The sequence below is a fragment of the Mitsuaria sp. PDC51 genome, from assembly GCF_900113225.1.
In the GTDB taxonomy this organism is placed as follows: Bacteria; Pseudomonadota; Gammaproteobacteria; order Burkholderiales; family Burkholderiaceae_C; genus Roseateles.
Window position 1 is genome coordinate 2,612,224 of sequence record NZ_FOZE01000001.1, and the last position, 23,501, is coordinate 2,635,724.

At 70.7% G+C, this 23,501-nt stretch carries 20 protein-coding genes; 9 read left to right on the top strand and 11 right to left on the bottom strand.

The window, feature by feature from the left end:
- Positions 1-33 precede the first annotated feature (33 nt).
- The 4 genes from BM393_RS10980 to BM393_RS10995 all read right to left on the bottom strand — a co-directional run bounded on the left by BM393_RS10980 (position 34) and on the right by BM393_RS10995 (position 4,187).
- Complete coding sequence (locus tag BM393_RS10980) at positions 34-381, bottom strand: hypothetical protein (RefSeq protein ID WP_141225295.1); 348 nt, start codon at positions 379-381, stop codon at positions 34-36.
- A gap of 260 nt (positions 382-641) precedes the next feature.
- The gene (locus tag BM393_RS10985; RefSeq protein WP_091724798.1) at positions 642-1,700 is read right to left on the bottom strand and encodes a glycosyltransferase family 9 protein; all 1,059 of its coding nucleotides are present in this window, start codon (positions 1,698-1,700) and stop codon (positions 642-644) included.
- A 142-nt stretch (positions 1,701-1,842) separates the two neighbouring features.
- Positions 1,843-3,072, bottom strand: coding sequence for a hypothetical protein (locus BM393_RS10990; RefSeq protein WP_091724799.1), 1,230 nt, complete (start codon positions 3,070-3,072; stop codon positions 1,843-1,845).
- 200 nt (positions 3,073-3,272) lie between these two features.
- On the bottom strand, positions 3,273-4,187 hold the full coding sequence (locus BM393_RS10995; RefSeq protein WP_175538285.1) for a YihY/virulence factor BrkB family protein: 915 nt from the start codon (positions 4,185-4,187) through the stop codon (positions 3,273-3,275).
- A 153-nt stretch (positions 4,188-4,340) separates the two neighbouring features.
- Here BM393_RS10995 and BM393_RS11000 point away from each other — a divergent pair, with 153 nt between their 5' ends.
- The gene (locus tag BM393_RS11000) at positions 4,341-4,682 is read left to right on the top strand and encodes a PRC-barrel domain-containing protein (RefSeq protein WP_091724800.1); all 342 of its coding nucleotides are present in this window, start codon (positions 4,341-4,343) and stop codon (positions 4,680-4,682) included.
- 270 nt (positions 4,683-4,952) lie between these two features.
- Here the strand turns inward: BM393_RS11000 and BM393_RS11005 are convergent, their stop codons facing one another.
- Positions 4,953-5,408, bottom strand: a complete 456-nt coding sequence (locus tag BM393_RS11005; protein ID WP_091724801.1) for a CBS domain-containing protein — start codon at positions 5,406-5,408, stop codon at positions 4,953-4,955.
- A 100-nt stretch (positions 5,409-5,508) separates the two neighbouring features.
- On the opposite strand from BM393_RS11005, the gene BM393_RS11010 reads away from it, so the two are divergent.
- The 3 genes from BM393_RS11010 to BM393_RS11020 all read left to right on the top strand — a co-directional run bounded on the left by BM393_RS11010 (position 5,509) and on the right by BM393_RS11020 (position 8,071).
- On the top strand, positions 5,509-6,822 hold the full coding sequence (locus tag BM393_RS11010) for an O-acetylhomoserine aminocarboxypropyltransferase (protein ID WP_091724802.1): 1,314 nt from the start codon (positions 5,509-5,511) through the stop codon (positions 6,820-6,822).
- Positions 6,823-6,827: 5 nt separating this feature from the next.
- Entirely contained in the window at positions 6,828-7,649 is an 822-nt protein-coding gene (locus tag BM393_RS11015; protein ID WP_091725342.1) for an alpha/beta fold hydrolase, read from the top strand.
- A gap of 62 nt (positions 7,650-7,711) precedes the next feature.
- Positions 7,712-8,071 carry a DUF962 domain-containing protein gene (locus BM393_RS11020; protein WP_091724803.1) on the top strand — a complete coding sequence of 120 codons (360 nt, stop codon included), beginning with the start codon at positions 7,712-7,714 and terminating at the stop codon, positions 8,069-8,071.
- A gap of 61 nt (positions 8,072-8,132) precedes the next feature.
- On the opposite strand, the gene BM393_RS11025 is transcribed toward BM393_RS11020, so the two are convergent.
- The 3 genes from BM393_RS11025 to kbl are packed head-to-tail and all read right to left on the bottom strand — an operon-like array spanning position 8,133 to position 11,126.
- Positions 8,133-8,867 (bottom strand): hypothetical protein, encoded by a 735-nt coding sequence (locus BM393_RS11025; RefSeq protein ID WP_091724804.1) that lies wholly within the window; start codon positions 8,865-8,867, stop codon positions 8,133-8,135.
- A 42-nt stretch (positions 8,868-8,909) separates the two neighbouring features.
- A complete protein-coding gene (locus tag BM393_RS11030) occupies positions 8,910-9,887 on the bottom strand; it encodes an NAD-dependent epimerase/dehydratase family protein (protein ID WP_091724805.1) in 978 nt (325 codons plus the stop codon).
- Positions 9,888-9,908: 21 nt separating this feature from the next.
- Positions 9,909-11,126, bottom strand: coding sequence for a glycine C-acetyltransferase (kbl, locus tag BM393_RS11035; RefSeq protein ID WP_091724806.1), 1,218 nt, complete (start codon positions 11,124-11,126; stop codon positions 9,909-9,911).
- A gap of 130 nt (positions 11,127-11,256) precedes the next feature.
- On the opposite strand from kbl, the gene BM393_RS11040 reads away from it, so the two are divergent.
- On the top strand, positions 11,257-11,835 hold the full coding sequence (locus BM393_RS11040; RefSeq protein ID WP_091724807.1) for a helix-turn-helix domain-containing protein: 579 nt from the start codon (positions 11,257-11,259) through the stop codon (positions 11,833-11,835).
- 110 nt (positions 11,836-11,945) lie between these two features.
- Positions 11,946-12,266 (top strand): hypothetical protein, encoded by a 321-nt coding sequence (locus BM393_RS11045; RefSeq protein WP_091724808.1) that lies wholly within the window; start codon positions 11,946-11,948, stop codon positions 12,264-12,266.
- Here BM393_RS11045 and BM393_RS11050 read toward each other — a convergent pair.
- Positions 12,250-13,524: a YihY family inner membrane protein gene (locus BM393_RS11050; RefSeq protein WP_254783340.1), complete on the bottom strand. Its 1,275-nt coding sequence runs from the start codon at positions 13,522-13,524 to the stop codon at positions 12,250-12,252. The two genes, BM393_RS11045 and BM393_RS11050, sit on opposite strands and share 17 nt — an antisense overlap.
- A gap of 57 nt (positions 13,525-13,581) precedes the next feature.
- Between BM393_RS11050 and BM393_RS11055 the strand changes: the two genes are divergently transcribed.
- The 3 genes from BM393_RS11055 to BM393_RS11065 all read left to right on the top strand — a co-directional run bounded on the left by BM393_RS11055 (position 13,582) and on the right by BM393_RS11065 (position 18,831).
- On the top strand, positions 13,582-14,025 hold the full coding sequence (locus BM393_RS11055) for a DUF2069 domain-containing protein (protein ID WP_091724810.1): 444 nt from the start codon (positions 13,582-13,584) through the stop codon (positions 14,023-14,025).
- Positions 14,022-15,434 carry an FAD-binding oxidoreductase gene (locus BM393_RS11060; protein WP_091724811.1) on the top strand — a complete coding sequence of 471 codons (1,413 nt, stop codon included), beginning with the start codon at positions 14,022-14,024 and terminating at the stop codon, positions 15,432-15,434. Before BM393_RS11055 ends, BM393_RS11060 begins: the two co-directional genes overlap by 4 nt.
- Positions 15,435-15,624: 190 nt before the next feature.
- The gene (locus BM393_RS11065) at positions 15,625-18,831 is read left to right on the top strand and encodes a sensor histidine kinase (protein WP_175538286.1); all 3,207 of its coding nucleotides are present in this window, start codon (positions 15,625-15,627) and stop codon (positions 18,829-18,831) included.
- 6 nt (positions 18,832-18,837) lie between these two features.
- Here the strand turns inward: BM393_RS11065 and BM393_RS11070 are convergent, their stop codons facing one another.
- Positions 18,838-22,071 carry an efflux RND transporter permease subunit gene (locus BM393_RS11070; RefSeq protein ID WP_091724813.1) on the bottom strand — a complete coding sequence of 1,078 codons (3,234 nt, stop codon included), beginning with the start codon at positions 22,069-22,071 and terminating at the stop codon, positions 18,838-18,840.
- A 30-nt stretch (positions 22,072-22,101) separates the two neighbouring features.
- A complete protein-coding gene (locus BM393_RS11075; protein WP_091724814.1) occupies positions 22,102-23,295 on the bottom strand; it encodes an efflux RND transporter periplasmic adaptor subunit in 1,194 nt (397 codons plus the stop codon).
- Between the last annotated feature and the right edge of the window lie 206 nt (positions 23,296-23,501).

The following is a 23,501-nucleotide window of genomic DNA, read 5'->3' on the forward strand; positions in this document are numbered from 1 at the left end:
GACCGCGCCGGTGCCGGCCAAGGGAAGGTCGGGTCAGACATCCCGGCGGCGACGCTGGATCCATCCCACCAAGGCCAAGGCGACGACCAGGGTGAGGAAGTTGCGGATCTCGAAGGTGGCGTCGGCGGGCTCGTCTTCCGTGTCGATGGCGGAGGACGGGCCGGGCGCGGGGACGGTCTGCAAGACCGGCGTCTGGGCTGGAGCAGCGGTTCTGACGGCGGCCGGGTGGCGGTGGGAGGGGCTGTGCGCCGGGGCCGCGGCCTCCGGTCGGCTCAGCGCCGCGAGCTTGGCACCCTCCAGGAAACTGCCGGAGCTGTCCGCCTGGACCGCGGTCGCGGCCAGCATCAGCGGCATCGCCCAGGCGAGCTTGCGCAGGTGCATGAAAAACCTCCTGTGATGGAAAAACGGGGTGTCGATCCGGGGATCGAGCGCGGCGCGGACATCCGTCCGGCCGCGCAGGCGCCGCACGTCCGCGCGCGGCCCGCGACCAGGGCAACCGTCGTGCCCGGTGGAACGTTCGGTGACGATTTCGCACCGTTTTTCGGGACATCGGCGGGTGGCGCTACGGCCCGTTGCCGACCTTGCGAACACGGCACAGGTTCGACGCGCGTGGCGGCATGCGGCGCCGCTAGCCGCCGCGATCAGGGCGGGCTCATCTCCCGTCGCAAGGCCTGGCCGGGCAGCACCGCCGGCACCCGCGCGGCGGCGGCGACGGTCAGCGGCAGGTCGTCCGCGGCGATCATCACGCGCGCGTCGGCGGCCAGCGCCGCCAGTTCGCCGATCGAGGCCACCGGCGGCAAGACCTGTCCCCGCGCGGGCATGGCCGCGCGCAGTTCCGCCAGCGCGTCTTCGTCGCCGGGCAGCGCGCACAGGACCACCGCGGTGTCGTCGGCCCAGGTGTCGATCAGCACGTCCACGGCCGCGGCGTAGGCCGCCACCGGGCAGTGCCGCGCGCCGCCGCCGGGGCACACCAGCAGGTAGCGCTGACCGAAGCGCAACCCCGCTTGCTGCAAGGCGTTCCGCATCTGGTGGCTGTCCTTGGGCAGCAGGCGCAGCCGCGGCCGCTCATCCGCCGTGCGCATGCCCACATGGCCGACGAGATCGAGCTGGCGACGCGTGTCGTCCTGGGCGGTGTCGTCGCCCAGCAGTTCGTCGCTGAGCAGCCCGTGCGCCGGCTCGCGCACCTGGGCGAGCGTCAGCGGGATGCCGGCCATGCGGCACAGCAGCGCCGCCGGCAACGCCGCCTGCGAGGAAGCCGCGAACAGCACCGCCGCGTCGAAGTGGCTGCGGCGCAGCTTGCGCACCAGGTGCATCTCGGCATCGCCGCGCATGGTGGACGGTTCTGCGTTCAGCGCGGCGGCGCCGTCGGCGGTCCAGGGCGCGTTGAAGGTGAGCAGTTCGTCGACCGCTTGCAGGTGCGGTCGCAGGACGAGGGCCTCCGGCGCGGCGAGCAGCGTCCGCTGCGTCCACGGCATCGTCTCGTGCAGGGCCGCGAAGGCGGCCGTCGAAGCCAGCACGCCGGCGACGCCGTCGAGCCGCACCAGCAGCACGCGGCGCACGTTGCACCAGCGGCGATGGCGCGCCTCGGCCAGCGAGCGCGCGTCGACCGGCGCCGCGCCGTCGAGCACGGGAACGCCCGCCTCGCCCAGTCCCGGAGGACTGGGCGGGCGGGCGCGCTGTTCGAGGCTCGTCGCGATCATGAGGCTCGCGCGGCAAGCGGCATGCCGGACCAACAGCGAGCATCCACGCGGTCTGCCGCGTGATCGCCCGCTCGCGTTCGGCTGCCGTTCCGTTGTACCGCCGCGCTGATCGCGTCACCGCGACGCGCGGCTCATCGCGGCCTCACTTGGTCTTGCTGGAGGACGACCCCGAGGAAGAACCGGAGGACGAGCCCGGCGTCGCGCTGCTGGACGCGCCGGGCGTGGCGCCGGTGGAGGCGCTGGACAGGCTGGACGACCCGCTGGTGGTGGACTGGCCGCTCTCGTGCGTCCCGGCGCCGCTACCCAGCGTGTTGCCGCCCTGCCCGAAGCGCGTCGAGTCGCTGGTGTCCTGCGAACTCATCGACTGCCCCGACGAGGATCCGGTGCCGCTGGACGAGCCCTGCCGCGAGGAGCGCTCCGACCGCCACTTGTTGAAGTCCTCGGAGAACTTCTGGTAGCGGTCCTGGCGCCAGCCGTGATAGTCGTTGTCGAGGCTGCGCATCTGCTCGGCGCGCCACTGCTCGTAGTCGGGGTCGTAATGCTGCCGGCGCTGCGACTGGGCGCCATAGCCGCCGCCCTGTTCGCCGTAACCGCCGTAGCTGCCCGAACCACCCGAACCACCCGAACCGCCATAGCTGCCGGATTGGCCGCCATAGCTGCCAGACTGCCCGCCGTAGCCGCCGGACTGGCCGCCATAGCCGCCACGCTGGCTGCCCGGATAACCGCGACCTTCGAGTCCGCCACCCTGCGCGTCCTGGCTGCCGCCGTAATGCTCGCCGAGCGAGGCGCCATAGCTGCTGCTCGAGCTGGAGCCGGCCATGCCGCCATAGTCGCCGCGGCGACCAGCGTCCTCGCGCCAGCCTTCATGGCGCGGTCCCTGGTCGCGATAGCCGCCCGAGCCGGTGCTGTCACGCCCGTAGCCGCTGGACGCGCCGTAGCTTCGGCTGCCGTAGTCGCCGGACCCGCTGTAGCCGCTGTAGCCGCCGCTGTCGCCCTGGCTGCCACCGCCGTAGTTGCCGCTCATCGAGCGTCCGCGGTCACCGCCCCAACCTTCGTTCTCGTAGCCGCCGCGGTAGCCGCCCTGGCTCTGGAAGTCGCCGTGGCTGCGGTAGTCCTGGCGGTAGTCGTCGCGCTCGTCGCGGCCCTGGCCGTAGCTGCCGCCGTAACCGCCGCCGTAGGTGCCGCCGCGCGAGTCATCCCGGTCGGCCTGGAAGCTCGAGCCCTGGTAGGCCGCCTGCTGGTCCTCCCGCGACCGGTCCTGGCCGCGCTGGCTGCCCGTCTGCGCCCCGTAGTGCGAACGATCGCGATCGCCCTGGCCCCACTGGTTGTCCTGACGCTGGTCCTGTCTGCCTCGTTGCCCATACTGGTTCATGGCACTTCCTTTCAGGCGTTTCGCCGGTTGTACAAACCCGGCGGCCCATGCCGCCGAATCCACAAGGGATCAAGGCAAACCTCATGCCGGCGTCGACGGACCTGATGGCCGGGATCCCCGTGTTCATCGGGCATCCACGGGTCGTCAGGGGAACGGCTGCGGGACGTCGGCGCGGCATCGGCACCGCGCCGAGAAAGGTTTCAGCGAGCCTGGAGCGCCCGCGCCGCGGTGGCGGCCGCCTGTTCCCGCAGGCTGTGGCGCTTGGCGAAGGCCCAGCTGAGTTCGGCGCCCATCAGGAAGACCTGCGTCGAGTAGTAGACCCACAGCATCATCACCACCAGCGAGGCCGCCGCGCCGTAGGCGGAACTGACGCCGCTGCGGCCGATGTAGAGCCCGATCAGCGTCTTGCCCAGGCTGAACAGCGCCGAGGTGATCAGCGCGCCCACCCAGACGTCGCGCCAGCGCACCGGCACGTCCGGCACCCATTTGTAGATGACGGCGAACATCACGGTGATCAGCGCATAGGCGAGCGTGGCGTTCAGCACCTGCGCCAGCAGCACGAACTCCGCGCCCAGCCAGCCGGTCCACCACTTGCTGATCGCCGCCAGCGCGGCGCTGGCGACCATCGACACCATCGACAGGAAACCCAGGCCGAGGATCAGCCCGAGGGACAGCAGCCGCTTGCGCAGCAGCGTCAGCAGGCTCTTCCAGACGGGACCGCTATTCGCCAGCGGCGCCTTCCAGATGCGGTTGAGCGAGTTCTGCAGCTCGGCGAAGACCGAGGTCGCGCCCACCAGCAGCACGACGGTCCCGATCGCGGCGGCCCAGCCGCCCTCGTCGGGCCGGTTCACGCGCTTGAGCAGGTCCTCCACGGCCATCGCGCCCTGCGTGCCGAGCAGGTCCGAGAGCTGCGCCATCACCTCGCCGCGCGCGGCCTGCTCGCCGAACACCAGCCCGGCCACGCTGATGACGATCAGCAGCAGCGGCGCGATCGAGAACAGCGTGTAGTAGGCCAGCGCCGCGCCCATGCTGGGCGCGTTGTCGTCGCTCCAGCCTTGCGCGGCCTCGCTGACGATGTCGACGGCTTCACGGACGGCGGTGGGCAGCTTGGGCATGCGGGAGGGCCGCGGCGCGGCGGTGAAGAGTTCCCTTGTTCAGGCAAGGGAAATTCCCGGTCGAGTTGCGTACGGGCCAATGGGCGGCAAGGGGGAGCGCGGCACGCGATTTGCCTCCTTCCCCTTATCGCAACTGACTAGGAGATCCCCCTCATGGCCAGCACCACCATCGCCTCCGATCGCGTCGAAGGCACCAAGGTCTACAACGGCAACGGCGACAAGCTCGGCACCATCGACAACCTGGTGATCGACAAGCGCTCCGGCCTCGTCCGCTATGCAGCCCTTGAGTTCGGCGGCTTCATGGGCATCGGCACCGACCGCTATCCCATCCCCTGGAACATGCTCAAGTACGACACCAGCCTCGACGGCTATGTCGTCCCCCTGCGCGAAGACCAGCTCGAAAAAGCCCCACGCTACGCCCAGACCGAACGCCCCGAGTACACCGACGAGTACGGCCGCAAGGTCTACGACTACTACGGCGTCGCCTGGATGTGACGCCCGCCGCGGCGCCCGGCTGGGCGCGGGGCGGCGTTGCAGATCCTCGCCATAGCGCCGCTATGGCTCCGGTCTGCGCCTAGCCCCGCATCCCAGCCGGACACCGCGGCAGGCATCACATCTGTCTCGCCTGGCACAACCGCCCCTTGACCGGGGCACGGCGGGCATCACGTCTGCCGCGCTTGGCCACATTACCCCCAGCGGCAGGCGCGGCGGACAAAGACAAACGCCCCGTGGAAACGGGGCGTTTTCTCTTCTGCGGACGCGGCGTCAGGAGGGCTGGGCGCCGTCCTCGGACGGCCAGTCCCGGATGTAGGCCTTCAGCATTCGGTTCTCGAAATCCTGCGCATCCACCACCGTCTTGGCCACGTCGTAGAACGAAATCACGCCCATCAACTGCTTGCCATTGAGCACCGGCATGTAGCGCGCGTGACGACCCAGCATCATCCGCCGCACCTCGTCGATCTCGGTCTCCGGCGTGCAAGTCAGCGGCGCATCATCCATCACGCTGCGCACCAGCCGCGTCCCGACACTCCCGCCGTTGCCCACCACCGCCTGGATGACCTCGCGAAAGGTGAGCATGCCTACCAGGTCGCCAAACTCCATCACGACCAGCGAGCCGATGTCGCGCTCAGCCATGGTCTCGGCCGCTTGCGCCAGCGGCGTGTCCGGAGAGACAGTGAACAGCGTGCTGCCCTTGACGCGCAGGATGTCGGAGACTTTCATGGTCGCCTGAGAAAAACGTGAGGAAAAGTTGGCCGCCAACATAGCACACAATGCCCGGCGCCAGACCTCACCTCACCGCATGACAAGCAGGAGACCACCCATGTCAGGTCCTTCCGACCCGGGCTTTGATACCTTGGCGCTACACGCCGGCGCCGCGCCCGACCCCAGCACCGGCGCCCGCGCCGTGCCGCTGCACCTGACCACCTCCTTCGTGTTCGAAAGCGCCGAACAGGCCGCCGGCCTGTTCAACATGGAGCGCAGCGGACACGTCTACTCCCGGCTGTCCAACCCGACGACCGCCGTGCTGGAGGAACGCATCGCCGCACTCGACGGCGGCGTCGGCGCCATCGCCACCGCCAGCGGCCAGGCCGCACTGCACCTGGCCATCGCCACGATCGCCAGCGCCGGGGACCACATCGTGGCCTCGAGCGCGCTGTACGGCGGCTCGCACAATCTGCTGCACTACACGCTCAAGCGCTTCGGCATCTCGACGACCTTCGTCCGGCCCGGCGACCTCGACGCCTGGCGCGCGGCGATCCGGCCCGAAACCCGGCTGCTGCTCGGCGAAAGCCTGGGCAACCCGGGACTGGACGTGCTGGACATCCCCGCCATCGCCCAGATCGCCCACGACGCCCACCGCCCGCTGCTGGTGGATGCGACCTTCGCGACCCCCTATCTGCAGCAGCCGATCGCGCTGGGCGCCGACCTGGTCCATCACTCGGCGACCAAGTTCCTCTGCGGCCACGGCACCGTGGTGGGCGGGCTGCTGGTCGACGGCGGCCGCTTCGACTGGGACCGCGCCCACGCGGCCAGCGGCGACCGCCGCCGCTACGCCGAACTCTGCGAACCCTACGACGGCTTCCACGGCATGGTGTTCAGCGAGGAAAGCACGGTGGGCGCCTTCCTGCTGCGCGCGCGCCGCGAAGGCCTGCGCGACTTCGGCGCCTGCATGAGCCCGCACACCGCCTGGCTGATGCTGCAAGGCATCGAGACGCTGCCGCTGCGCATGCAGCGCCACGTGAGCAACGCCCAGCGGATCGCCGAGTTCCTCGAATCGCAGGACATCGTCGAACGTGTCAACTACCCCGGCCTGCCCTCGCACCGCGACCACGCGCTGGCGCAGCGCCTGATGCCCAAGGGCGCCGGCGCGGTGTTCAGCTTCGACCTGAAGGGCGGCCGCGAGCCCGGCCGCCGCTTCATCGAATCGCTGCGGCTGTTCTCGCACCTGGCCAATGTCGGCGATGCGCGCTCGCTGGTGATCCATCCGGCCTCGACGACGCATTTCCGCATGGACGACGCGGCGCTCGCCGCCTCCGGCATCGGCGCAGGAACGATCCGGCTGTCGATCGGCCTGGAGGATCCCGAGGACCTGATCGCCGATCTCAAGTCCGCATTGAAGGTGGCCGCCAAATGAGCGCGATGAAGCTGAACGCCCAGGGCCGCGCGGCCTACGCCTACACCGGCGGCAAGCGCTTCGATGCGACGCTGCCCGTCGTCGTGTTCATCCACGGCGCGCTGCACGACCACAGCGTGTGGACGCTGCTGGCCCGCTACTTCGCCCACCACGGGCGCGGCGTGCTGGCGGTGGACCTGCCCGGCCACGGCCGCAGCGCAGGGCCGGCGCTGGATGACGTCGAGGCGCTCGGCGACTGGATCAACGCGCTGCTGGACACCGCCGGCGTGACGGCCGACCGCGCGGTCTCGCTGGTCGGGCACTCGATGGGATCGCTGATCGCGCTCGAGGCCGCGGCACGGCGCCCGGCGCGCATCGCCAGGCTGGCGATGGTCGGCACGGCCTGGCCGATGAAGGTCTCGGACGCGCTGCTGGCCACCTCGCGCGAGCGGCCGCGCGCGGCGATGGCTATGGTCAACGCGTTCTCGCATGCGACGACCGCCGGCAAGCCGTCCTACCCGGGACCGGGCGCGTGGCTGCACGGCGGCAACCTCGCGCTGATGGAGCGCATGCAGGATGGCTACGGCGAACGGGGCAACCTGTTCGAGCACGACTTCCTGGTCTGCGATCGCTACCAGGGTGCGCCGCAGGCCGCCGCGACGCTGACGGCCGCCGGCGTGCGGACCGAGCTGATCCTTGGCGCGAAGGACGCGATGACGCCGCCCAAGGCGGCGAAGCAACTCGCCGAGTTGCTGGGCGCGCGGGTGCAGACGCTGCCGGCCGGGCATTCACTGATGACCGAGGCGCCGGAAGGGATGTTGAATGCGCTGAAGGCGGCGCTCGGCTGAGCGCCGTACGGTGAGTCCCTCACCCGCAGACGGCCCCGCGAGGGCCGCGCCAGGAGACGCCCATGAGCACCAGCCCTCTGCCCCACGCGCCGCGCGACTCGGACGCCGGCGCGGACCGCGTGAAGGCGATGCGCAGCTTCGCCGAGTTCTATCCCTTTTACCTCGGCGAGCACCGCAACCGCACCTGCCGCCGACTGCACTTCGTCGGCTCGACGCTGGGGCTGGCGTTCCTGGCCTACGCGCTCGCGACGCAGCGCTGGGGCTTCATCCTGGTCGGGCTGCTGTGCGGCTACGCCTTCGCCTGGGTGGGGCACTTCGGCTTCGAGAAGAACAAGCCCGCCTCGTTCAAGCGCCCGCTCTACAGCTTCATGGGCGACTGGGTCATGTACAAGGACATCTGGACCGGGAAGATCCGGTTCTGAGCGTCCCCGTGGGAGGGGATTAGGTCGATGCCGACATCGGACCGGCGCTGCCAGCAGCCGGTCAGGACTTGCCCGATTCAGGCAGCAAGGCCTTGGCCGCCTCGATCCGCATCGCCATCGGCAGCGTCGCGTCGTTCATGACGTGCAGCAGGAAGGCGCGGGGGTCGGTGAAGTTCGCCGGGATGGCTGACGGAACGGCAGGCGCCGACGTCACCTGCGGCGCTTCCGGCGTCGCCTCGCCGGTCGATGCGCGGTCCACGCGCCCGTCGGAGCGCGCGCCGTCGTCCTGTGGGCCGCGCGGCGCGAGGGCCGCCAGCGCCGCTTCCCACGCCTGCGGCGCGATCGACCTCAAGGACTTCAGCAGATCCGCCTGGCCTTCGGCGCCGGGCGGTATGTCCAGCCATGTCGCCTCGACGAACACCGGCGCGAGATCCGGTGCGACGAACGCCGACCATTGCCCTTCCCGGACTTCGGCCGGTACCACCGGCGGCTCCGTCAGGCAGCGAATGCGCTGGCCCGCGATGCCGGCCAGGTATCGGGACTTCAGGCCTTCGAAGAAGGCGGCGGCCGCCTCCGGCGAGCATCCGCGCTCCAGCGAAAACCACAGCTGGTAGCTGTTCTCGCCAGCGATGGCGATGCCCGGCGCGGGCAGCGCAAGGTCGAGCTGCACGCCACGCCACACGTTGGCAAGCAGCTCCCAATCCGACGGGCGCCCCACATCGAGCACGAGCGCGCGCGAGGCACCATCGGGGCCGGCGGCGTAGAGGCGTTGGAATTCAGCGGCGAGTCGGGACACGGTGTGTTCAGGGCAACGAAGACAGCCCGTGACTCTACGTCCTCAGGCCTGCGCCGTCTGGGCGGCCGCGGCCCCCTGCTCGGCCTGCGCCTTCAGCGAGGCCAGCATGTCGTCGGCCATCGCGTCCAGGTCGTAGCCCAGCTTCCAGCCCCAGTCACGCTGGGCGACGCTGTCATCGATGGACTGCGGCCAGCTCGCGGCGATGTTCTGGCGGAAGTCCGGCGCGTAGTCGATCGTGAAGCCCGCGATGCGACGGCGGATCGACGCGGCGATCTGCTCCGGCGTGAAGCTCACGCCCGCCAGGTTGTAGCTGCCCCACTCGGTGATGCGTTCCGCCGGCGCCTCCATCAGCTCGATCGTCGCGCGCAGCGCATCCGGCATGTACATCATCGGCAGCGCCTGGTCCTCCTTCAGGAAGCAGGTGTAGCGGCCGTGCTTGAGCGCCTCGTGGAAGATCTCCACCGCGTAGTCGGTCGTGCCGCCGCCCGGGGGCGTCTTCCAGCTGATCAGGCCGGGATAACGCAGGCTGCGCACGTCGACGCCGTGGTTGGCGTGGTACCAGCGGCACCAGCCCTCGCCGGCCAGCTTGGAGATGCCGTAGATCGTCGTCGGGTCCATCACCGTCGTCTGCGGCGTGGCCTGCTTGGGCGTCTGCGGTCCGAAGGCGGCGATGGAACTCGGCCAGAACACGCGCTCCAGCTTCGCCGTGCGCGCCAGCTCCAGCACGTTCAGCAGGCCCTTCATGTTCAGGTCCCAGGCCCACATCGGATGCTTCTCGCCCGTGGCGGACAGCGCCGCGGCCAAGTGATAGATCTGCGTGATGCCGTGCCGCTTGACCACCGCCGCCAGCGCCGCCGCATCGGTGACGTCCAGCATCTCGTGGGTCAGCTGCGGCACGCGGCCCTGCGGGGCCACGTCGCTGGTGATGACATTGGCGTTGCCATGGCGCTTGGCCAGCTCCACCGCCAGTTCGGAACCGATCTGGCCGTTCGCGCCGATCAACAGGATCTTGGTCGTCATGGGGATCTTCTTCTCAGCGCCTTACTTCACCAGTCCCAGCTCGCGGCCCGCCTGCGCGAACGCGGCGACAGCCCGCTCCAAGTGCTCGCGCTCGTGCACCGCCGAGATCTGCACGCGCACCCGGGCCTGCTCCTTGGGCACCACCGGATAGAAGAAGCCGACCGCGTACACGCCCAGCTCCAGCAGCCGCGCGCTCAGTTGCTGCGCCTTGACCGCGTCGAACAACATCACCGGCACGATCGGATGCGTGCCCGGCTTGATCTGGAAACCCGCCTGCTGGATGGCCTCGCGGAAGAAGGCGGTGTTGGCCTCGAGCTTGTCGCGCAGCGCGGTGCTCCCTTCCAGCAGGTCCAGCACCGCGATGGACGCGCCGACGATGCTCGGCGCCACCGTGTTGGAGAAGAGGTAGGGCCGCGAGCGCTGGCGCAGCAGCTCGATCACTTCCTTGCGCCCCGTCGTGAAGCCGCCCGACGCCCCGCCCAGCGCCTTGCCCAGCGTGCCGGTGATGATGTCGACCTTGCCGAACACGCCGCGGTACTCGTGGGTGCCGCGGCCGGTCTTGCCCATGAAGCCGCTGGCATGGCATTCGTCGATCGCCAGCAACGCGCCGAAGCGGTCGGTGATCTCGCGCATCTTGTCCAGTTGCGCGATCGTGCCGTCCATCGAGAACACGCCGTCGGTGAAGACCATGACGTGACGCGCGCCGGCGGCGCGGGCCGCGGTCAGCTGCGCCTCCAGGTCGGCCATGTCGTTGTGCTTGTAGCGGAAGCGCTTGGCCTTGCACAGGCGGATGCCGTCGATGATGGACGCGTGGTTCAGCTCGTCGCTGATGATCGCGTCCTGCTCGCCCAGCAGCGGCTCGAACAGCCCGCCGTTGGCGTCGAAGGCGGCGGCGTAGAGGATGGTGTCCTCGGTGCCGAGGAAACGCGCCAGGCGCTGCTCGAGTTCCTTGTGGATGTCCTGCGTGCCGCAGATGAAGCGCACCGACGACAGGCCGTAGCCATGGGTGCGCAGCGCCTCGTGGGCGGCCTCCACCACCTTCGGATGCGAGGACAGCCCCAGGTAGTTGTTGGCGCACAGGTTGAGGACCTCGCGCCCGTCTCGCGTCTTGACGACGGCGCCCTGCGGGCTGGTGATGATGCGTTCGCTCTTGAAGAGGCCGGCGTCGCGGATGCCCTGCAGCTCGTTCTGCAGGTGGCGATAGAAGTCGTCGGTGGACGGGGAGGCGATGTTGGTCATGCGGTGCTCCTGCGGCACAATCCGTTAAATCGAACGCGTTCGTTATATCGAACAGCCGTGCAGTATCAAGGAAGAGCGGAGGCCGGTCAAGGCGCCTTCTTCCACCCCGGAACGCCCTCGCCCGCCTCAGATGTCCGCCAATCCTTCCGAAAAACTGGAACCTCCCCGCGTGGGCGCGACGCTGCAGGCGCTGCGGCAAGCCCAGGGCCTGTCGCTGGACGAGCTGTCGCGGCGGGCGGGCGTCTCCAAGTCCATGCTCTCGCAGATCGAGCGCAACCAGGCCAATCCCACGGTGGCCGTGGTGTGGCGGCTTGCCAATGCGCTGCGGGTGGAGTTGTCGGAGCTGCTGGGCGGCGAGCGGCCCGCCGCCCCGCCGATCGAGGTGGTCGCCTCGCATGCGACGCCGGCGCTGTCGAGCCCGGACGGCCTGTGCCGGCTGCGCATCCTCGGCCCCATTGACCTGGCCGGCAACTTCGAGTGGTACGAGCTGACGGTGCAGCCCGGCGGCGCGCTCGAGTCCGCCGCGCACGAGCCCGGCTCCCGCGAGCACCTGAGCGTGCTGGCCGGTGAACTCGAGGTCACGGCCGGCGGCAGCCGCCAGCTCGTCAAGAGCGGCGAGACCGCGCGCTATGCCGTGGACGGCGCACACGCGATCCGCAACCTGTCGAAGAAGGCGGCGACGGCGCTGCTCGTGGTGCTGCACGCCTGATCGCGGCGAACGCCCCGGATCACCTCCTGTTACTTGACCCGCGCGTCGTGGTCGAGACAATCGCCCGATTCGCGGAGGCGAGGGAGCGTATTGCAGTCAAGGCAGTCCACATGCAGCAACGCTCGTTTTCAGAGAAGCATCCCCACATCCCCACCCCGACCCAGCCGGCCACCGTCGACACCGAGACCCAGGCGAAGCAGCTCCAGCTGCTCGACGGTTCGGCGCGCCTGCGCGTGGCCGAGCAGCGCGCCCGCGAGCACCGCGCGCAACCGCTGATCGACAAGGCCGCGCTGCCGCTGGGCGCGACGCCCAAGTACGGCATGAAGCCCACCGGCGCCACGCGGCCCAAGCCGCCCTACCGGCGGGCGGTCTATTCGATCGTGGCCCTGCTGGCGGTGATCGGCGGCGCGGCCGTCACGCTGTGGCGCTAGCCGCCAGCGCCGGCCGCTCGATCAGCGCGCCCAGCGTGGCGCGCCCCCAACCGGCCTGCTCCCACAGCGCCGCCAACCCCGGCTGGCGCTCGGCCAGCAGCGCGCGGACCAGCGGCTCGGCGCTCGTCGAGGCCGGCTCGCACAGCAGCACCACGCGCTGGGCGCCCTCCTCCTCAAGGCGACCAACCCAGTCCAGCTTCTGCAGCTGCTGAAGCACCGGCTCGAGCTGAAGCGGATCGACGCTCATGCGCTGCGACATCGCCAGCATCGACAGCCCCGACTCCCCGCCCGCGCGCGCGGCCTCGAGCTCCCGCACCACGTCCAGCGCCAGCGCCATCTGCATGCCGGGCCGGTTGCGGCGCACGCTGACGCCGCCGGCCAGCGCCGGCGCATTGGCCGCCAGGATCGCGCCCAGCAGCACGATCGACCAGCCGACGTAGATCCAGATCAGGAAGATCGGCACCGCCGCGAAGGCGCCGTAGAGCGTCGAATAGGTCGGCACCTGCTTCACGTACCAGGCCAGCGCCTGCTTGGCCAAGTGAAAGGCCACCGCGACGAAGGCCGCCCCGGTCAGCGCGTGGCGCCAGCGCACGTCGGTGTTGGGCACGTAATGGAAGAGCGCCGCGATCGCGCCCCACAGCACCACCAGGTCCACGCTGTTGAGCAGGACCACCAGGCCGCGCGGCATGTTGTCGACCAGGTCCCGGCTGTAGGTGATCAGCACGCTGGTGACGGTCAGGCTGCCGCCCAGCAGCAGCGGGCCCAGCGTCATCGCCGCCCAGTACACCAGCACCCGCTGCGCGATCGGACGCGGCCGCTGCACGCGCCAGATCTGGTTGAGCGTGCGGTCGATCGTCAGCATCAGCGACAGCGCCGTCACCGCCAGCACGATCAGGCCGACCACGCCCAGCCGGTTGGCCTTGGCCGCGAACTGCGTCAGCGACATCAGCACCGGGCGCGCGATGTTGTCGGGGATCAGCGACTTGAGGAAGTATTTCTCCAGCGCCGACTGGAAGCTGGAGAACATCGGGAACGCGGTGAACAGCGCCAGCGCCACGGTCAGCAGGGGCACGAGCGAGATCAGCGTGGTGAAGGTCAGGCTGCCGGCGGTCAGGCCCAGGCGCTCCTCCCGGAAGCGCTGCACGAACAGGCGCAGCGTGCGTGCGTAAGGCCAGGTCAACAGCTCGCGCGCGAGCTCGCGGATGCCCTCGCGCCAGCTCTGCGGCGGCGCCTGATCACTGCTAGGTTCCCTCAACATGCTGGCTATGATGCCAGCCATGTCAACCCTCGCCGCCGCCCCGCGGATCGCCTCGCGATGACACCGACCGCGCCGCCCGCGACCGCGACGACCGCCCGCCCCCCGACCGCCCGCACCGAGCCGACCGCGCGCGAGCGCGGCAGCCGCCAGGTCGCGTTCCTCGCCACGCTGGCGCTGGCGCTGATCTGCCTGGCCTGGGAGCTGTGGCTCGCGCCGACCGGCCGCGGCACGCTCGCGATCAAGGCCCTGCCGCTGCTGCTGCCGCTGCCCGGCCTGTGGCGCTACCGGCTCTACACCTACCGCTGGGTCAGCCTGATGATCTGGCTCTACATGACCGAGGGTCTGGTGCGCGGCACCTCCGAGGGCGGCGCCGGCATGGCGCTGGCGTGGATCGAGGTCGCCCTGTCGCTGACGATCTTCATCGCCTGCGCGGCGCAGATCCGCCTGCGGCTGGCCCAGGCCCGCGCGGCCGAGGCCGGATCGACGGGAGACCCCGCATGAGCGCCGCGCTGATCGACGCCCTGCGCGCCTGCCTGGGCCAGGCGCATGTCCTGCTGCCCGGCGAGCACGACCTTTCCGGCTACGAGCGCGACTGGCGCAAGCGCTACGCGGGCCGCGCGCTGGCGGTCGTGCGGCCGGCCGACACCGCGCAGGTCGCGGCGATCGTGTCGCTGGCGCGCGAGCACGGCGTGCCGCTGGTCCCGCAAGGCGGCAACACCGGCCTGGTGGGGGGCGGCGTGCCGGACGACTCCGGCACGCAATTGCTGCTGAGCCTGCAGCGGCTCAACCGCGTGCGCCAGATCGACGCCGCCAACCTGACCATGACCGTCGACGCCGGCTGCGTGCTGCAGCAGGTGCAGCAGGCGGCGCGGGACGCCGGCCTGCTCTTCCCGCTGAGCCTGGCCGCCGAAGGCAGCTGCACCATCGGCGGCAACCTGGCGACCAACGCCGGCGGCACCCAGGTGCTGCGCTACGGCAACGCGCGCGAGCTGTGCCTGGGCCTGGAAGTGGTGACCGCGGACGGGACCGTCTGGGACGGGCTGTCCGGCCTGCGCAAGGACAACACCGGCTACGACCTGCGCGACCTCTTCATCGGGTCGGAAGGCACGCTGGGCGTGATCACGGCCGCGACGCTGAAGCTGCATCCGTTGCCGCTGGCCCGGATGACGGCGCTGGCCGCCTGCGACACGCTGCGCGACGCGGTCGCGCTGCTGGGCCTGGCGCAGGCGCGCTGCGGCGCGGCGCTGACCGGCTTCGAGGTGATGAACGCGCTGTCGCTGGCCCTGGTGGGCAAGCATTTCCCGCAGTTGACGCAGCCGCTGGGCCCGAGGCCGTGGACGGTGCTGCTGGAGCTGTCGGACAGCGAGGGCGAGACCCATGCCCGCGCGCAGTTCGAGGCCCTGCTCGAGGACGCGCTGGAGCGCGGCGTCATCGACGACGCGGCGGTGGCCGAGACGCTGGCGCAGAGCCATGCGATGTGGCACCTGCGCGAGTCCATTCCGCTGGCGCAGAGCGAGGAAGGCCTGAACATCAAGCACGACATCGCGCTGCCGGTGTCGCGGATCCCCGATTTCGTCGAAGGCTGCGACCGGTTGCTGGCCGAGCGCTTCCCCGGTTCGCGGCTGGTGGACTTCGGCCACCTGGGCGACGGCAACCTGCACTACAACGTCCAGGCGCCGGAGGGCGTCGCGCCCGCGGACTTCCTGCGCACGCACGAGGCGGCGGTCAACGCGCTGGTCTACGACCAGGTGGCCGCGCACGGCGGCTCGATCTCGGCCGAGCACGGCATCGGCCAGCTCAAACGCGAGGAGCTCGCGCAGCGCAAGAGCCCGGTGGCCCTGCAGCTGATGCGCCAGATCAAGCAGGCGCTGGATCCTCGCGGGCTGCTGAATCCCGGGCGGGTGGTCTAAAGGCGCGCGGCGCTTCCCCCGGGCGCTTCTCCCGAGCGCTTTCCCCCGGGCGCTTTCGGCGAGCGCTTTCCTTTAGAGAGGCCAGTCACCGGCGCTTGCACGGATCGTGCTGGCCGCGCGGGCACAATCCTCGCGCTTGCGCGTGCCTTCCCGTCTCTCCGTCTCGATGTCCGTCCCGAACCCGCCCTTGATGCCATCGCCGCGCCCGCGTGGCTCGCTGTCCGCCGCGCGCGTCTGCCGGCCACACGCCATCGCGCTGGCCCTGGCTCTGGCCCTCACACTGTCCGGCCCGGCCGCGCATGCGCAGTCCTCGACGCCTTCCGAGCAGCCCCTGGCCCATCTGCAGCACACGAGCTGGGGCCTGAAGGATGGCATGCCGGGGCCGGTGATGGCGATCGCGCAGACGAGCGACGGCTACCTCTGGCTGGGCACCGGCAACGGCCTGTTCCGCTTCGACGGCCTGCGCTTCGAGCGCTTCGACGCGATCGCCGGCGAGCAGTTGCCCAGCCGCCAGGTACTGTCGCTCTTCGCGACCGCCGACAACGGCCTGTGGGTGGGCCTGCTCGAGGGCGGCCTCGCGCTGGTGCGCCAGGGGCGCATCGTCCAGGTCGAGCCGGCGACCGGCCATTTCGTCACCTCCACCCGCGCCTTCGCGGCCGAGCGCGACGGCACGCTCTGGGTCGCCACCGGCCGCTCGCTGCTCAAGCGCCAGGGCGCCGGCTGGGTCGCGATGGACCCGGGCTCCGGCTTCGACGACGGCAGCGGACAGGCGCCGATCGCGCTGTCGGTGGCGGTCGACGCGGCCGGCAACGTCTGGTGCGTCACCGATCGCACCGTCTTCGTCCGGCCCGCGGGCCGCGCCCGCTTCGTCGCCTCCGACGTGCCGTCGCTGGGTCAGACCCAGCTGACCATCGGGCCCGATGGCCGCGCCTGGGCCAACGACATCTCGCCCGCCGTACGCGGCTTCTTCCGCCTGCCCCTGCCGGGTGAAGGCGCCGGCGCCATGACCGGAGCGGGCGGCGCCAAGGCCGGCTCGGCCGCCGTGGTGACCACCGACATGATCGGGACGGCCACCACGCCGGTGCCGGTGCCCCGCAGCTTCTTCGTGCCGACCTTCGATCGCGCTGGCCGGCTGTGGTACGGCGCGAAGGACGGGCTCAACCGGATCGATCCGGCGGACGACGCCGGGCCCCAGTTCCTCGGCACCGACAAGGGCTTGTCCGGCCCGCTGGTGATGCGTGTCTTCCAGGACCGGGACGGTGCGATCTGGGTCGGCACCAACGGCGGGCTGGACCGCTTCCGCGGCGCGGCGGTCGATCGCGTGGAGTTGCCCAACCGCGGCGCCAGCATCGCGATGGCGGTCGATGGGTCCGGTGGGTTGCTGGTCGCCGCCGGCGATTCGATCCAGCGCCTCGCGCCCGGCGAGACCACGCCCCGTACCGTGCCCACCGACCCGGGCATGACCACCTTCACTTCGGTCTTCGTCGACAGCCGCCAGCGGCTCTGGGCCGGCGGTCGCACCGGCTTGTGGACGCAGGAGAACGGCCGTTTCGTGCCTGTCCCCACGCCCGACGGCGAGCCCTGGCGGGCCGCCGTGTTCGAGATCACCGAGGACGCTACCGGCGCGCTGTGGTTCAACGGTCACCGCTACGGGCTGATGCGTTACGCCGAGGGCAAGACCACGCGCCTGTCGGGCTCGGGCGTCTTCCCGCGCAAGGGCCCGGACGCGATCGCCAGCGACGCGCAGGGCCGGGTCTGGATCGGCTACTCCGACGGCACGCTGCTGCGTCACGAGGCCGGCCAGACCACCCGCCTCACCGCGGCCGACGGCCTGGCGATCGGCGCGATCAAGGTCATCGCGCGCCAGGGCGCGCACCTGTGGGTCGGCGGCGAACGCGGCGTGCAACTGCTTTCCGAGCCCGGGTTTCCTCGGCTGCGGCTGGCCGATGCGGACGCGCTCGAGGGCGTGTCGGGCCTCGTCGAGACACCGGAGGGCGAGCTCTGGATCAACGGCGCGAACGGCATCACGCGACTGCGCGCCGACGAGGTGCGCCGCGCGCTGGCCAGCACCACCGAGGCGGCGCAGCGCCCGGCGGGCCGCCGCTTCGACCTGCTCGACGGCCTGACCGGTCGCGCCGAACAGTCCTGGCCGCTGCGCACTGCGGCCCGCACGCCGGACGGGCTGCTGTGGTTCTCGCTGAGCAACGGCGTCGTGCGCGTCGATCCGCGGCGCCTGCCCGAGGGCGAGGCCGCGCCCCCGGCGGTGGACATCCACCAGCTGTCCGTGCATGGCGAGCCCGTCGCGGCCAGCGTGAACGGCACGGCCCGCGCGGACGGCCTGCTGCGCCTGGCCCCCGGCACCCGCGACCTGGAGATTGCCTACACCGCGATCAGCCTGGCCCAGCCCGAGCGCACCCGCTTCCGCTACCGGCTGGTCGGCCAGGACCGCGACTGGCAGGACGCGGGCGCGCGGCGCCGCGCGTTCTATACCAACCTCGGCCCGGGCACCTACGAGTTCCGGGTCGAAGCGTCCCAGGACCGCGGTCCCTGGAGCGCCACGCCGGCCGCGCTGCGCTTCGAAATCGCGCCGACGCTGACGCAGCACGCGGGCTTCCGCGTCGCGGCGGTCGCCATCGGCATCGCGCTCCTGGCCGGCCTGGCCGCGCTGCGCGCCCGCCAGCGCCGCGTGCATGAGCAGGACCGCCTCGCCGCCCGCATCCAGGAACGCGAGCGCATCGCGCGCGACCTGCACGACACGCTGCTGCAGGGCGTCTACGGCCTGATCCTGCGCTTCGAGGCGATCGCGCGCCGGCTGCCCGGCACCGAACGCGCCGCGATGGAGCGCGTGCTGGTCGATGCGGACGCGCTGCTGATCGAAGGCCGCGACCGCGTCACCGACCTGCGCCTGCCGCCGCCCGACCTCAACCGGCTGGAGCAGACGCTGGAGGCGCTGGGGCGCGAGCTCTCCCACACCCACGGCGCGGCGTTCGTGTTGACCGTCGAGGGCACGCCGCGCCCGCTGGCGCCGGCGCTGGCGGCGTCGATCTGCCTGATCGCGCGCGAGGCCATCTTCAACGCCTTCCAACATGCGCAGGCCGGGCGCATCGAGGTCGCGCTCCGCTATGGCGACGGCGGCTTCACGCTGTTCGTCCGCGACGACGGCGTCGGTGTGCCGGACGAGGTGAAGGCCCGCGGCGGTCGCCCCGGCCACTGGGGCCTGTCGGGCATGCGCGAGCGCGCGGAACTGGCGGGCGTCGCCTACCGGCTGGACTCGCAGGCCGGCATCGGCACGCAGGTCGAGCTCCACGCGCCGGCCGCCCGCGCCTACGAAGGCGCCGGCGACGCCGGGCCGGCGGTCTCCCGCGGCCCATGGTGGCGCCGCGTTCGACGCGGCTGACGCGAATCAGTCGTCAGCGCCCACCGGCACCGCGTTGGCGCGCGGCGCCGGCTTCACGCGCCGGTAGAGCCACTCCAGGACCCAGAACACGAACAGCACCCAGGTGAGGAAGGCCAGCCCGACCAGCAGCGTCTGGAAGATGCTGATCGCCCAGGCACCAGCGGCGCTGAAGCGCTCGACGCGGCGCGGGAAGCGCTCGATCAGGCGATCGAAGAAGAGCTGGATGCTGTCGTAGAAGCACGGGACCATCAGCAGCGTCAGGAAGGTCGAGGTGATGGTGCCGCCGATGATGGCGACCGCCATCGGGCGGTAGAACTCGCCGCCCTCGCCCACGCCGATCGCCACCGGCAGCATGCCGGCCACCAGCGCGAAGGTGGTCATCAGGATGGGCCGGAAGCGCTTGCGGCCCGCATGCATCAGCGCTTCCTCGCGCGGCACGCCGGCGGCCTCCTCCTGGCGCGCCGCGTCCAGCAGCAGGATGGCGTTCTTCGCCACCAGGCCGGCCAGCATGATGATGCCGATGAAGCTCATCAGGTTCAGCGTGCCCTTGGTCAGCAGCAGCGCCACCACCACGCCGATCAGCGACAGCTTGAGTGAATACATCACCCCGATCGGCGCCGAGAAGCTGCCGAACTGCATCACCAGGATCAGGTACATCAGCCCGATGCCCGAGAACAGCGCGATGAACATGGCGCCGAAGACCTCTTCCTGGTCCTTGGACGCGCCGGCCAGCTCGATGCCGTAACCCTGCGGGAAGTTGATCGAGCGCGCCAGCTTGACCGCGTCCTTGGTCACCTCGCCGGGCGAGCGGCCATGCGCGTTGGCCGACACCGCGATCATCCGCTTGCCGTCCGAGTGCTGGATCTTGGCCGGGCCCTTGCCCATCGACACCGTCGCGATCTGCTCTAGCGGCACCATCACGCCGGCACCGCTCACCGCGATCGGCAGGCGCTCGATGTTGCTCGCGTCGACGCGGTCCTCCGGCGCCAGGCGCACCGCCACGTCGCGGGTCTCGCCGCTGGGGTCAACCCAGTCGCCGACCTCCACGCCGGCGAAGGCCACGCGCAGCGCATTGGCCGCGTCGCCGACGGAGATGCCCAGCGAGTTGGCCAGTCCGCGGTTCATCTCGATCTGCAGCTCGTCCTGCGGATCCTGCTCCGACAGGCCGACGTCGACCGCGCCCGGCACATTGCGCAGCTTGGCCATGTACTCGGTGGTGATCTCCATCAGCTTGCGCGACTCCGCGCCGTGGAAGCGGATCTGCACCGGCTTCTGCGCGCCGTTGTTCAGGTCGTCCAGCACCACGTACTCGGCGCCGACCAGGCGGGCCACGCGGGTGCGCAGGTCCGCCGCGATCTCGGCGGCGCTGCGCTTGCGCTCGGTGCTCTTGCCCAGGTCCACGTAGATGCGACCGCCGCTGACGTTGACGTACTCGTTGGTCGCCTTGGTCTCGGGCAGCTGGCGCGCCAGCGCGGAGCCGGCGGCCATCTTCAGCCGCGCGTATTCCAGGCTGGAGCTCGCGGGCGTGCGGACCTCGATGGCGATGGTGCCGGAGTCCGAGGCCGGCAGGAAACTCGAGCCGCCCAGCGTCGACTGCAGCACGATCGCCAGCACGAAGCTCGCCGCCGCGAAGAAGGCCATCCAGCGGCGGTGGTGCAGCGCCCACTCGATGACCAGGCCGTAGCGGTCGGCCTGGTGGTCGAACCAGTCATTGAAGCGCTGCAGCAGTCGCGACACGCCGGTCTTCTTCGCATGGTGGTAACCGGGCGGGTCGCCCCAGTAGGCCGACAGCATCGGGTCCAGGGTGAAGGAGATGAACAGCGACACCAGCACCGAGGCCACCACGGTCAGGCCGAAGGGCCGGAACCATTCGCCGGACACGCCCGGCATGAAGGCCACCGGGATGAACACGGCCACGATGGAGAAGGTCGTCGCCGCGACGGCCATGCCGATTTCGGCGGTGCCCTTGAGCGCCGCGGTGCGGCGGTCGGCGCCGCGTTCCATGTGGCGCACGATGTTCTCGCGCACCACGATCGCATCGTCGATCAGCACGCCGATGGCCAGCGACAGGCCCAGCAGGCTCATGAAGTTCAGCGTGAAGCCGCACAGCCAGACCGCGATGAAGGCCGCGATCACCGAGGTGGGCAGCGACAGCGCGGTGATCAGCGTCGAGCGCCACGAGTTGAGGAACACGTAGACCACGAACACCGTCAGGCCGGCGCCGAAGACCAGCGCGTGGATCACGTTGTTCAGGCTGTCCTGCGCGTCGCGGCCGCCGTCCTGCGTCACCTCCAGCTTGGTGCCCTTGGGCAGCGTGGCGTTGATCTCCTCGACCAGCTTGCGGGTGGCGTCGGCCACCGTCACCGTCGATGCGTCGCGCGAGCGGGTGACCGAGAGGCCCACGTTGGGATGGCCGTTGCGCACCGAGAAGCCGGTCTGCTCGGCGAAGCCGTCCTGCACCGTCGCGACCTGGCCCAGGCGGATCAGCTCGCCGCCGGAGCGCTTGACCACGATCTGGTTGAAGTCGCTCGGCGATTCGATGCGGCCCAGCAGCCGGATCGACTGGTCCTCCATCAGCCCGCGCACCTTGCCCACCGGCGCGGTGGTGTTCTGCATCTTCAGCGCGTTGACGACCTCGGTCACCGAGACATTGAACTCGCGCAGCTTCTGCGCGCTCAGCAGCACCGACAGTTCCCGGTTCAGCGAGCCGTTGACGGTCACCGTGGCCACGCCGGAGATGGCGCGGAAGCGGTCGGCGAGCTGGTCCTCGGCCAGACGGGAGATCTCCGCGTGGGTCTGCGAGCTCGACGACAACGCCAGCTGCATGATGGGCTGCGCCGACGGATCGATGCGCTGCAGCACCGGCTCGCGCATCTCCAGCGGCAGCTTGTGGCGGACCGCGGCGATCGCGTTGCGGACCTCATCGGCCGCCTCGATCATGTTCTTGTTGAAGTTGAAGATCAGCAGCAGCTGCGCGTAGCCCTCGCTCGCGGTCGAGCGCACCTCGGTCACGCCCGAGATGCTGTTCAGCGACTTCTCGATGCGGTTGATGATCTCGCGCTCGGCGGTCTCGGGCGAGGCGCCCGGGTAGGTGATGCCCACGACCAGCAGCGGCTGCTCGACGTCGGGGATCTGGTTGACGCGCAGCTTGGACAGCGCCAGCAGGCCCAGCGCCATCAGCCCGATGATGATGACCACCATCGAGATCGGCTTCTTGACCGAGAAATTGGACAGGAACATGGTGGAAGTCTCCTCGAGTCCGGCCGGTCGTCAGATGCCCGAGGCCGCGGAGGCCGCGAAGTCCGGCGCCGCGCCGGCGGGCGCGGCGGACCTGGTGCCGGCGCCGCTGGCCATGGGCACGGCGGCCTTGGTCAGCTCGACGCGCTGGCCGTCGATCAGCGTGCTGGTCGGATGGCGCAGGATGCGGTCGCCCTGCTTCAGGCCGGTGGTGACGACGTACAGCCCCTGGCGGTCGTCGCGCGCGCCCAGGCGGACCGCGGACTTGCCGACCTTGCCGCCGTCCACGCGCCAGACGAAGGCCTTGTCGCCCTCGCGCACCAGCGCGCCGTCGGCCACCATCAGCGCCGAGACGCTGTTGGTCTGCACCCGGCCCTCGGCGTACAGGCCAGCCACGCCCGGCTGCTGGGCGCCGGCAAAGTCGACCAGCACTTCCACCTGGCGGGTGCTCGCGTTGGCGGCCTGCGCGATGCGGCGCACCTTGCCCTGGAAGTCGACCTGCGGATAACCGTTGACCCGGAAGTAGACCGTCTGGCCCAGCTTGAGCTCGGCCATGCGGTCGGCGGAGACCAGGCCCTCGAAGCGCATCGACGCCGGATCCATCACCTTGATCAGCTCCTTGCCGATCTGCGCCGAGTCGCCCGGCGAGACCTTGCGGTCGCTGACGACGCCGTCGAACGGGGCGCGCACCTCGGTGCGCTGCTGCTGCTGGCGCGCCGTGGCCACGCGGGCACGGGCGGCCACCAGGTCGCTCTGGGCGTTGTTGCGGCGGATTTCCGCGTCCTCCATCGCCTGGATGGAGCTCATGCCCTGGGCCTGCAGCGTCTTCAGGCGCTGGTACTGGCGCTCGGCCTGCTCGAAGCTCTGCGAGGCGGCGCGGGCGGCTTCGTCGGCGGACTGCACCGTGTCGCGGATCGCGGTGTCGTCCAGGCGGACCAGCAGGTCGCCGCGCTTCACCCGCTCGCCGTTCTCCTTGAACACCTGCAGCACGACGGCCTGCAGTTCGGCGCGCAGGTCGGCCCGGCGTTCCGGCTGGATCGAGCCGGTGATGACCGGGCCGCTGGCGTATTCGCTCACGCCCAGCGTCTGCACGTCCTCCGGCGCCACCAGCAAACTGGGCGCGCTGGCCGCGGCGGCGGCGGGCGATGCCTGCTTGTCGGGGGAAGGCTTGCCGCAAGCGGCAAGCAGGGACGCGGCGACAACGGCGATCAGCGACAAACGCAACATGAAGCGGGCTCCAGCGGAGAAGACGAGGTCGTAAAAAAATGTCCTTCGTGCGCAAGCCGCAAAAAGGGCGCGCTAGCTTAACTTCAATGACCCTGCATGCAGGTGGTCACCCCCTGCAGTTCATCCCCGGGAAACAGCGCTTCGTCGCGCCATCCCCGGCGCCCGGGAACCACCGGCGCCGGTTACCTGAGGTTTCATCGCGACGC

Coding starts and splice junctions, on each gene's coding strand:
- BM393_RS10980 (WP_141225295.1), bottom strand. CDS start 381: ATGCACCTGCGCAAGCTCGCCTGGGCGATGCCGCTGATGCTGGCCGCG.
- BM393_RS10985 (WP_091724798.1), bottom strand. CDS start 1,700: ATGATCGCGACGAGCCTCGAACAGCGCGCCCGCCCGCCCAGTCCTCCG.
- BM393_RS10990 (WP_091724799.1), bottom strand. CDS start 3,072: ATGAACCAGTATGGGCAACGAGGCAGACAGGACCAGCGTCAGGACAAC.
- BM393_RS10995 (WP_175538285.1), bottom strand. CDS start 4,187: ATGCCCAAGCTGCCCACCGCCGTCCGTGAAGCCGTCGACATCGTCAGC.
- BM393_RS11000 (WP_091724800.1), top strand. CDS start 4,341: ATGGCCAGCACCACCATCGCCTCCGATCGCGTCGAAGGCACCAAGGTC.
- BM393_RS11005 (WP_091724801.1), bottom strand. CDS start 5,408: ATGAAAGTCTCCGACATCCTGCGCGTCAAGGGCAGCACGCTGTTCACT.
- BM393_RS11010 (WP_091724802.1), top strand. CDS start 5,509: ATGTCAGGTCCTTCCGACCCGGGCTTTGATACCTTGGCGCTACACGCC.
- BM393_RS11015 (WP_091725342.1), top strand. CDS start 6,828: ATGAAGCTGAACGCCCAGGGCCGCGCGGCCTACGCCTACACCGGCGGC.
- BM393_RS11020 (WP_091724803.1), top strand. CDS start 7,712: ATGAGCACCAGCCCTCTGCCCCACGCGCCGCGCGACTCGGACGCCGGC.
- BM393_RS11030 (WP_091724805.1), bottom strand. CDS start 9,887: ATGACGACCAAGATCCTGTTGATCGGCGCGAACGGCCAGATCGGTTCC.
- kbl (WP_091724806.1), bottom strand. CDS start 11,126: ATGACCAACATCGCCTCCCCGTCCACCGACGACTTCTATCGCCACCTG.
- BM393_RS11040 (WP_091724807.1), top strand. CDS start 11,257: ATGTCCGCCAATCCTTCCGAAAAACTGGAACCTCCCCGCGTGGGCGCG.
- BM393_RS11045 (WP_091724808.1), top strand. CDS start 11,946: ATGCAGCAACGCTCGTTTTCAGAGAAGCATCCCCACATCCCCACCCCG.
- BM393_RS11050 (WP_254783340.1), bottom strand. CDS start 13,524: ATGTTGAGGGAACCTAGCAGTGATCAGGCGCCGCCGCAGAGCTGGCGC.
- BM393_RS11055 (WP_091724810.1), top strand. CDS start 13,582: ATGACACCGACCGCGCCGCCCGCGACCGCGACGACCGCCCGCCCCCCG.
- BM393_RS11060 (WP_091724811.1), top strand. CDS start 14,022: ATGAGCGCCGCGCTGATCGACGCCCTGCGCGCCTGCCTGGGCCAGGCG.
- BM393_RS11065 (WP_175538286.1), top strand. CDS start 15,625: ATGCCATCGCCGCGCCCGCGTGGCTCGCTGTCCGCCGCGCGCGTCTGC.
- BM393_RS11070 (WP_091724813.1), bottom strand. CDS start 22,071: ATGTTCCTGTCCAATTTCTCGGTCAAGAAGCCGATCTCGATGGTGGTC.
- BM393_RS11075 (WP_091724814.1), bottom strand. CDS start 23,295: ATGTTGCGTTTGTCGCTGATCGCCGTTGTCGCCGCGTCCCTGCTTGCC.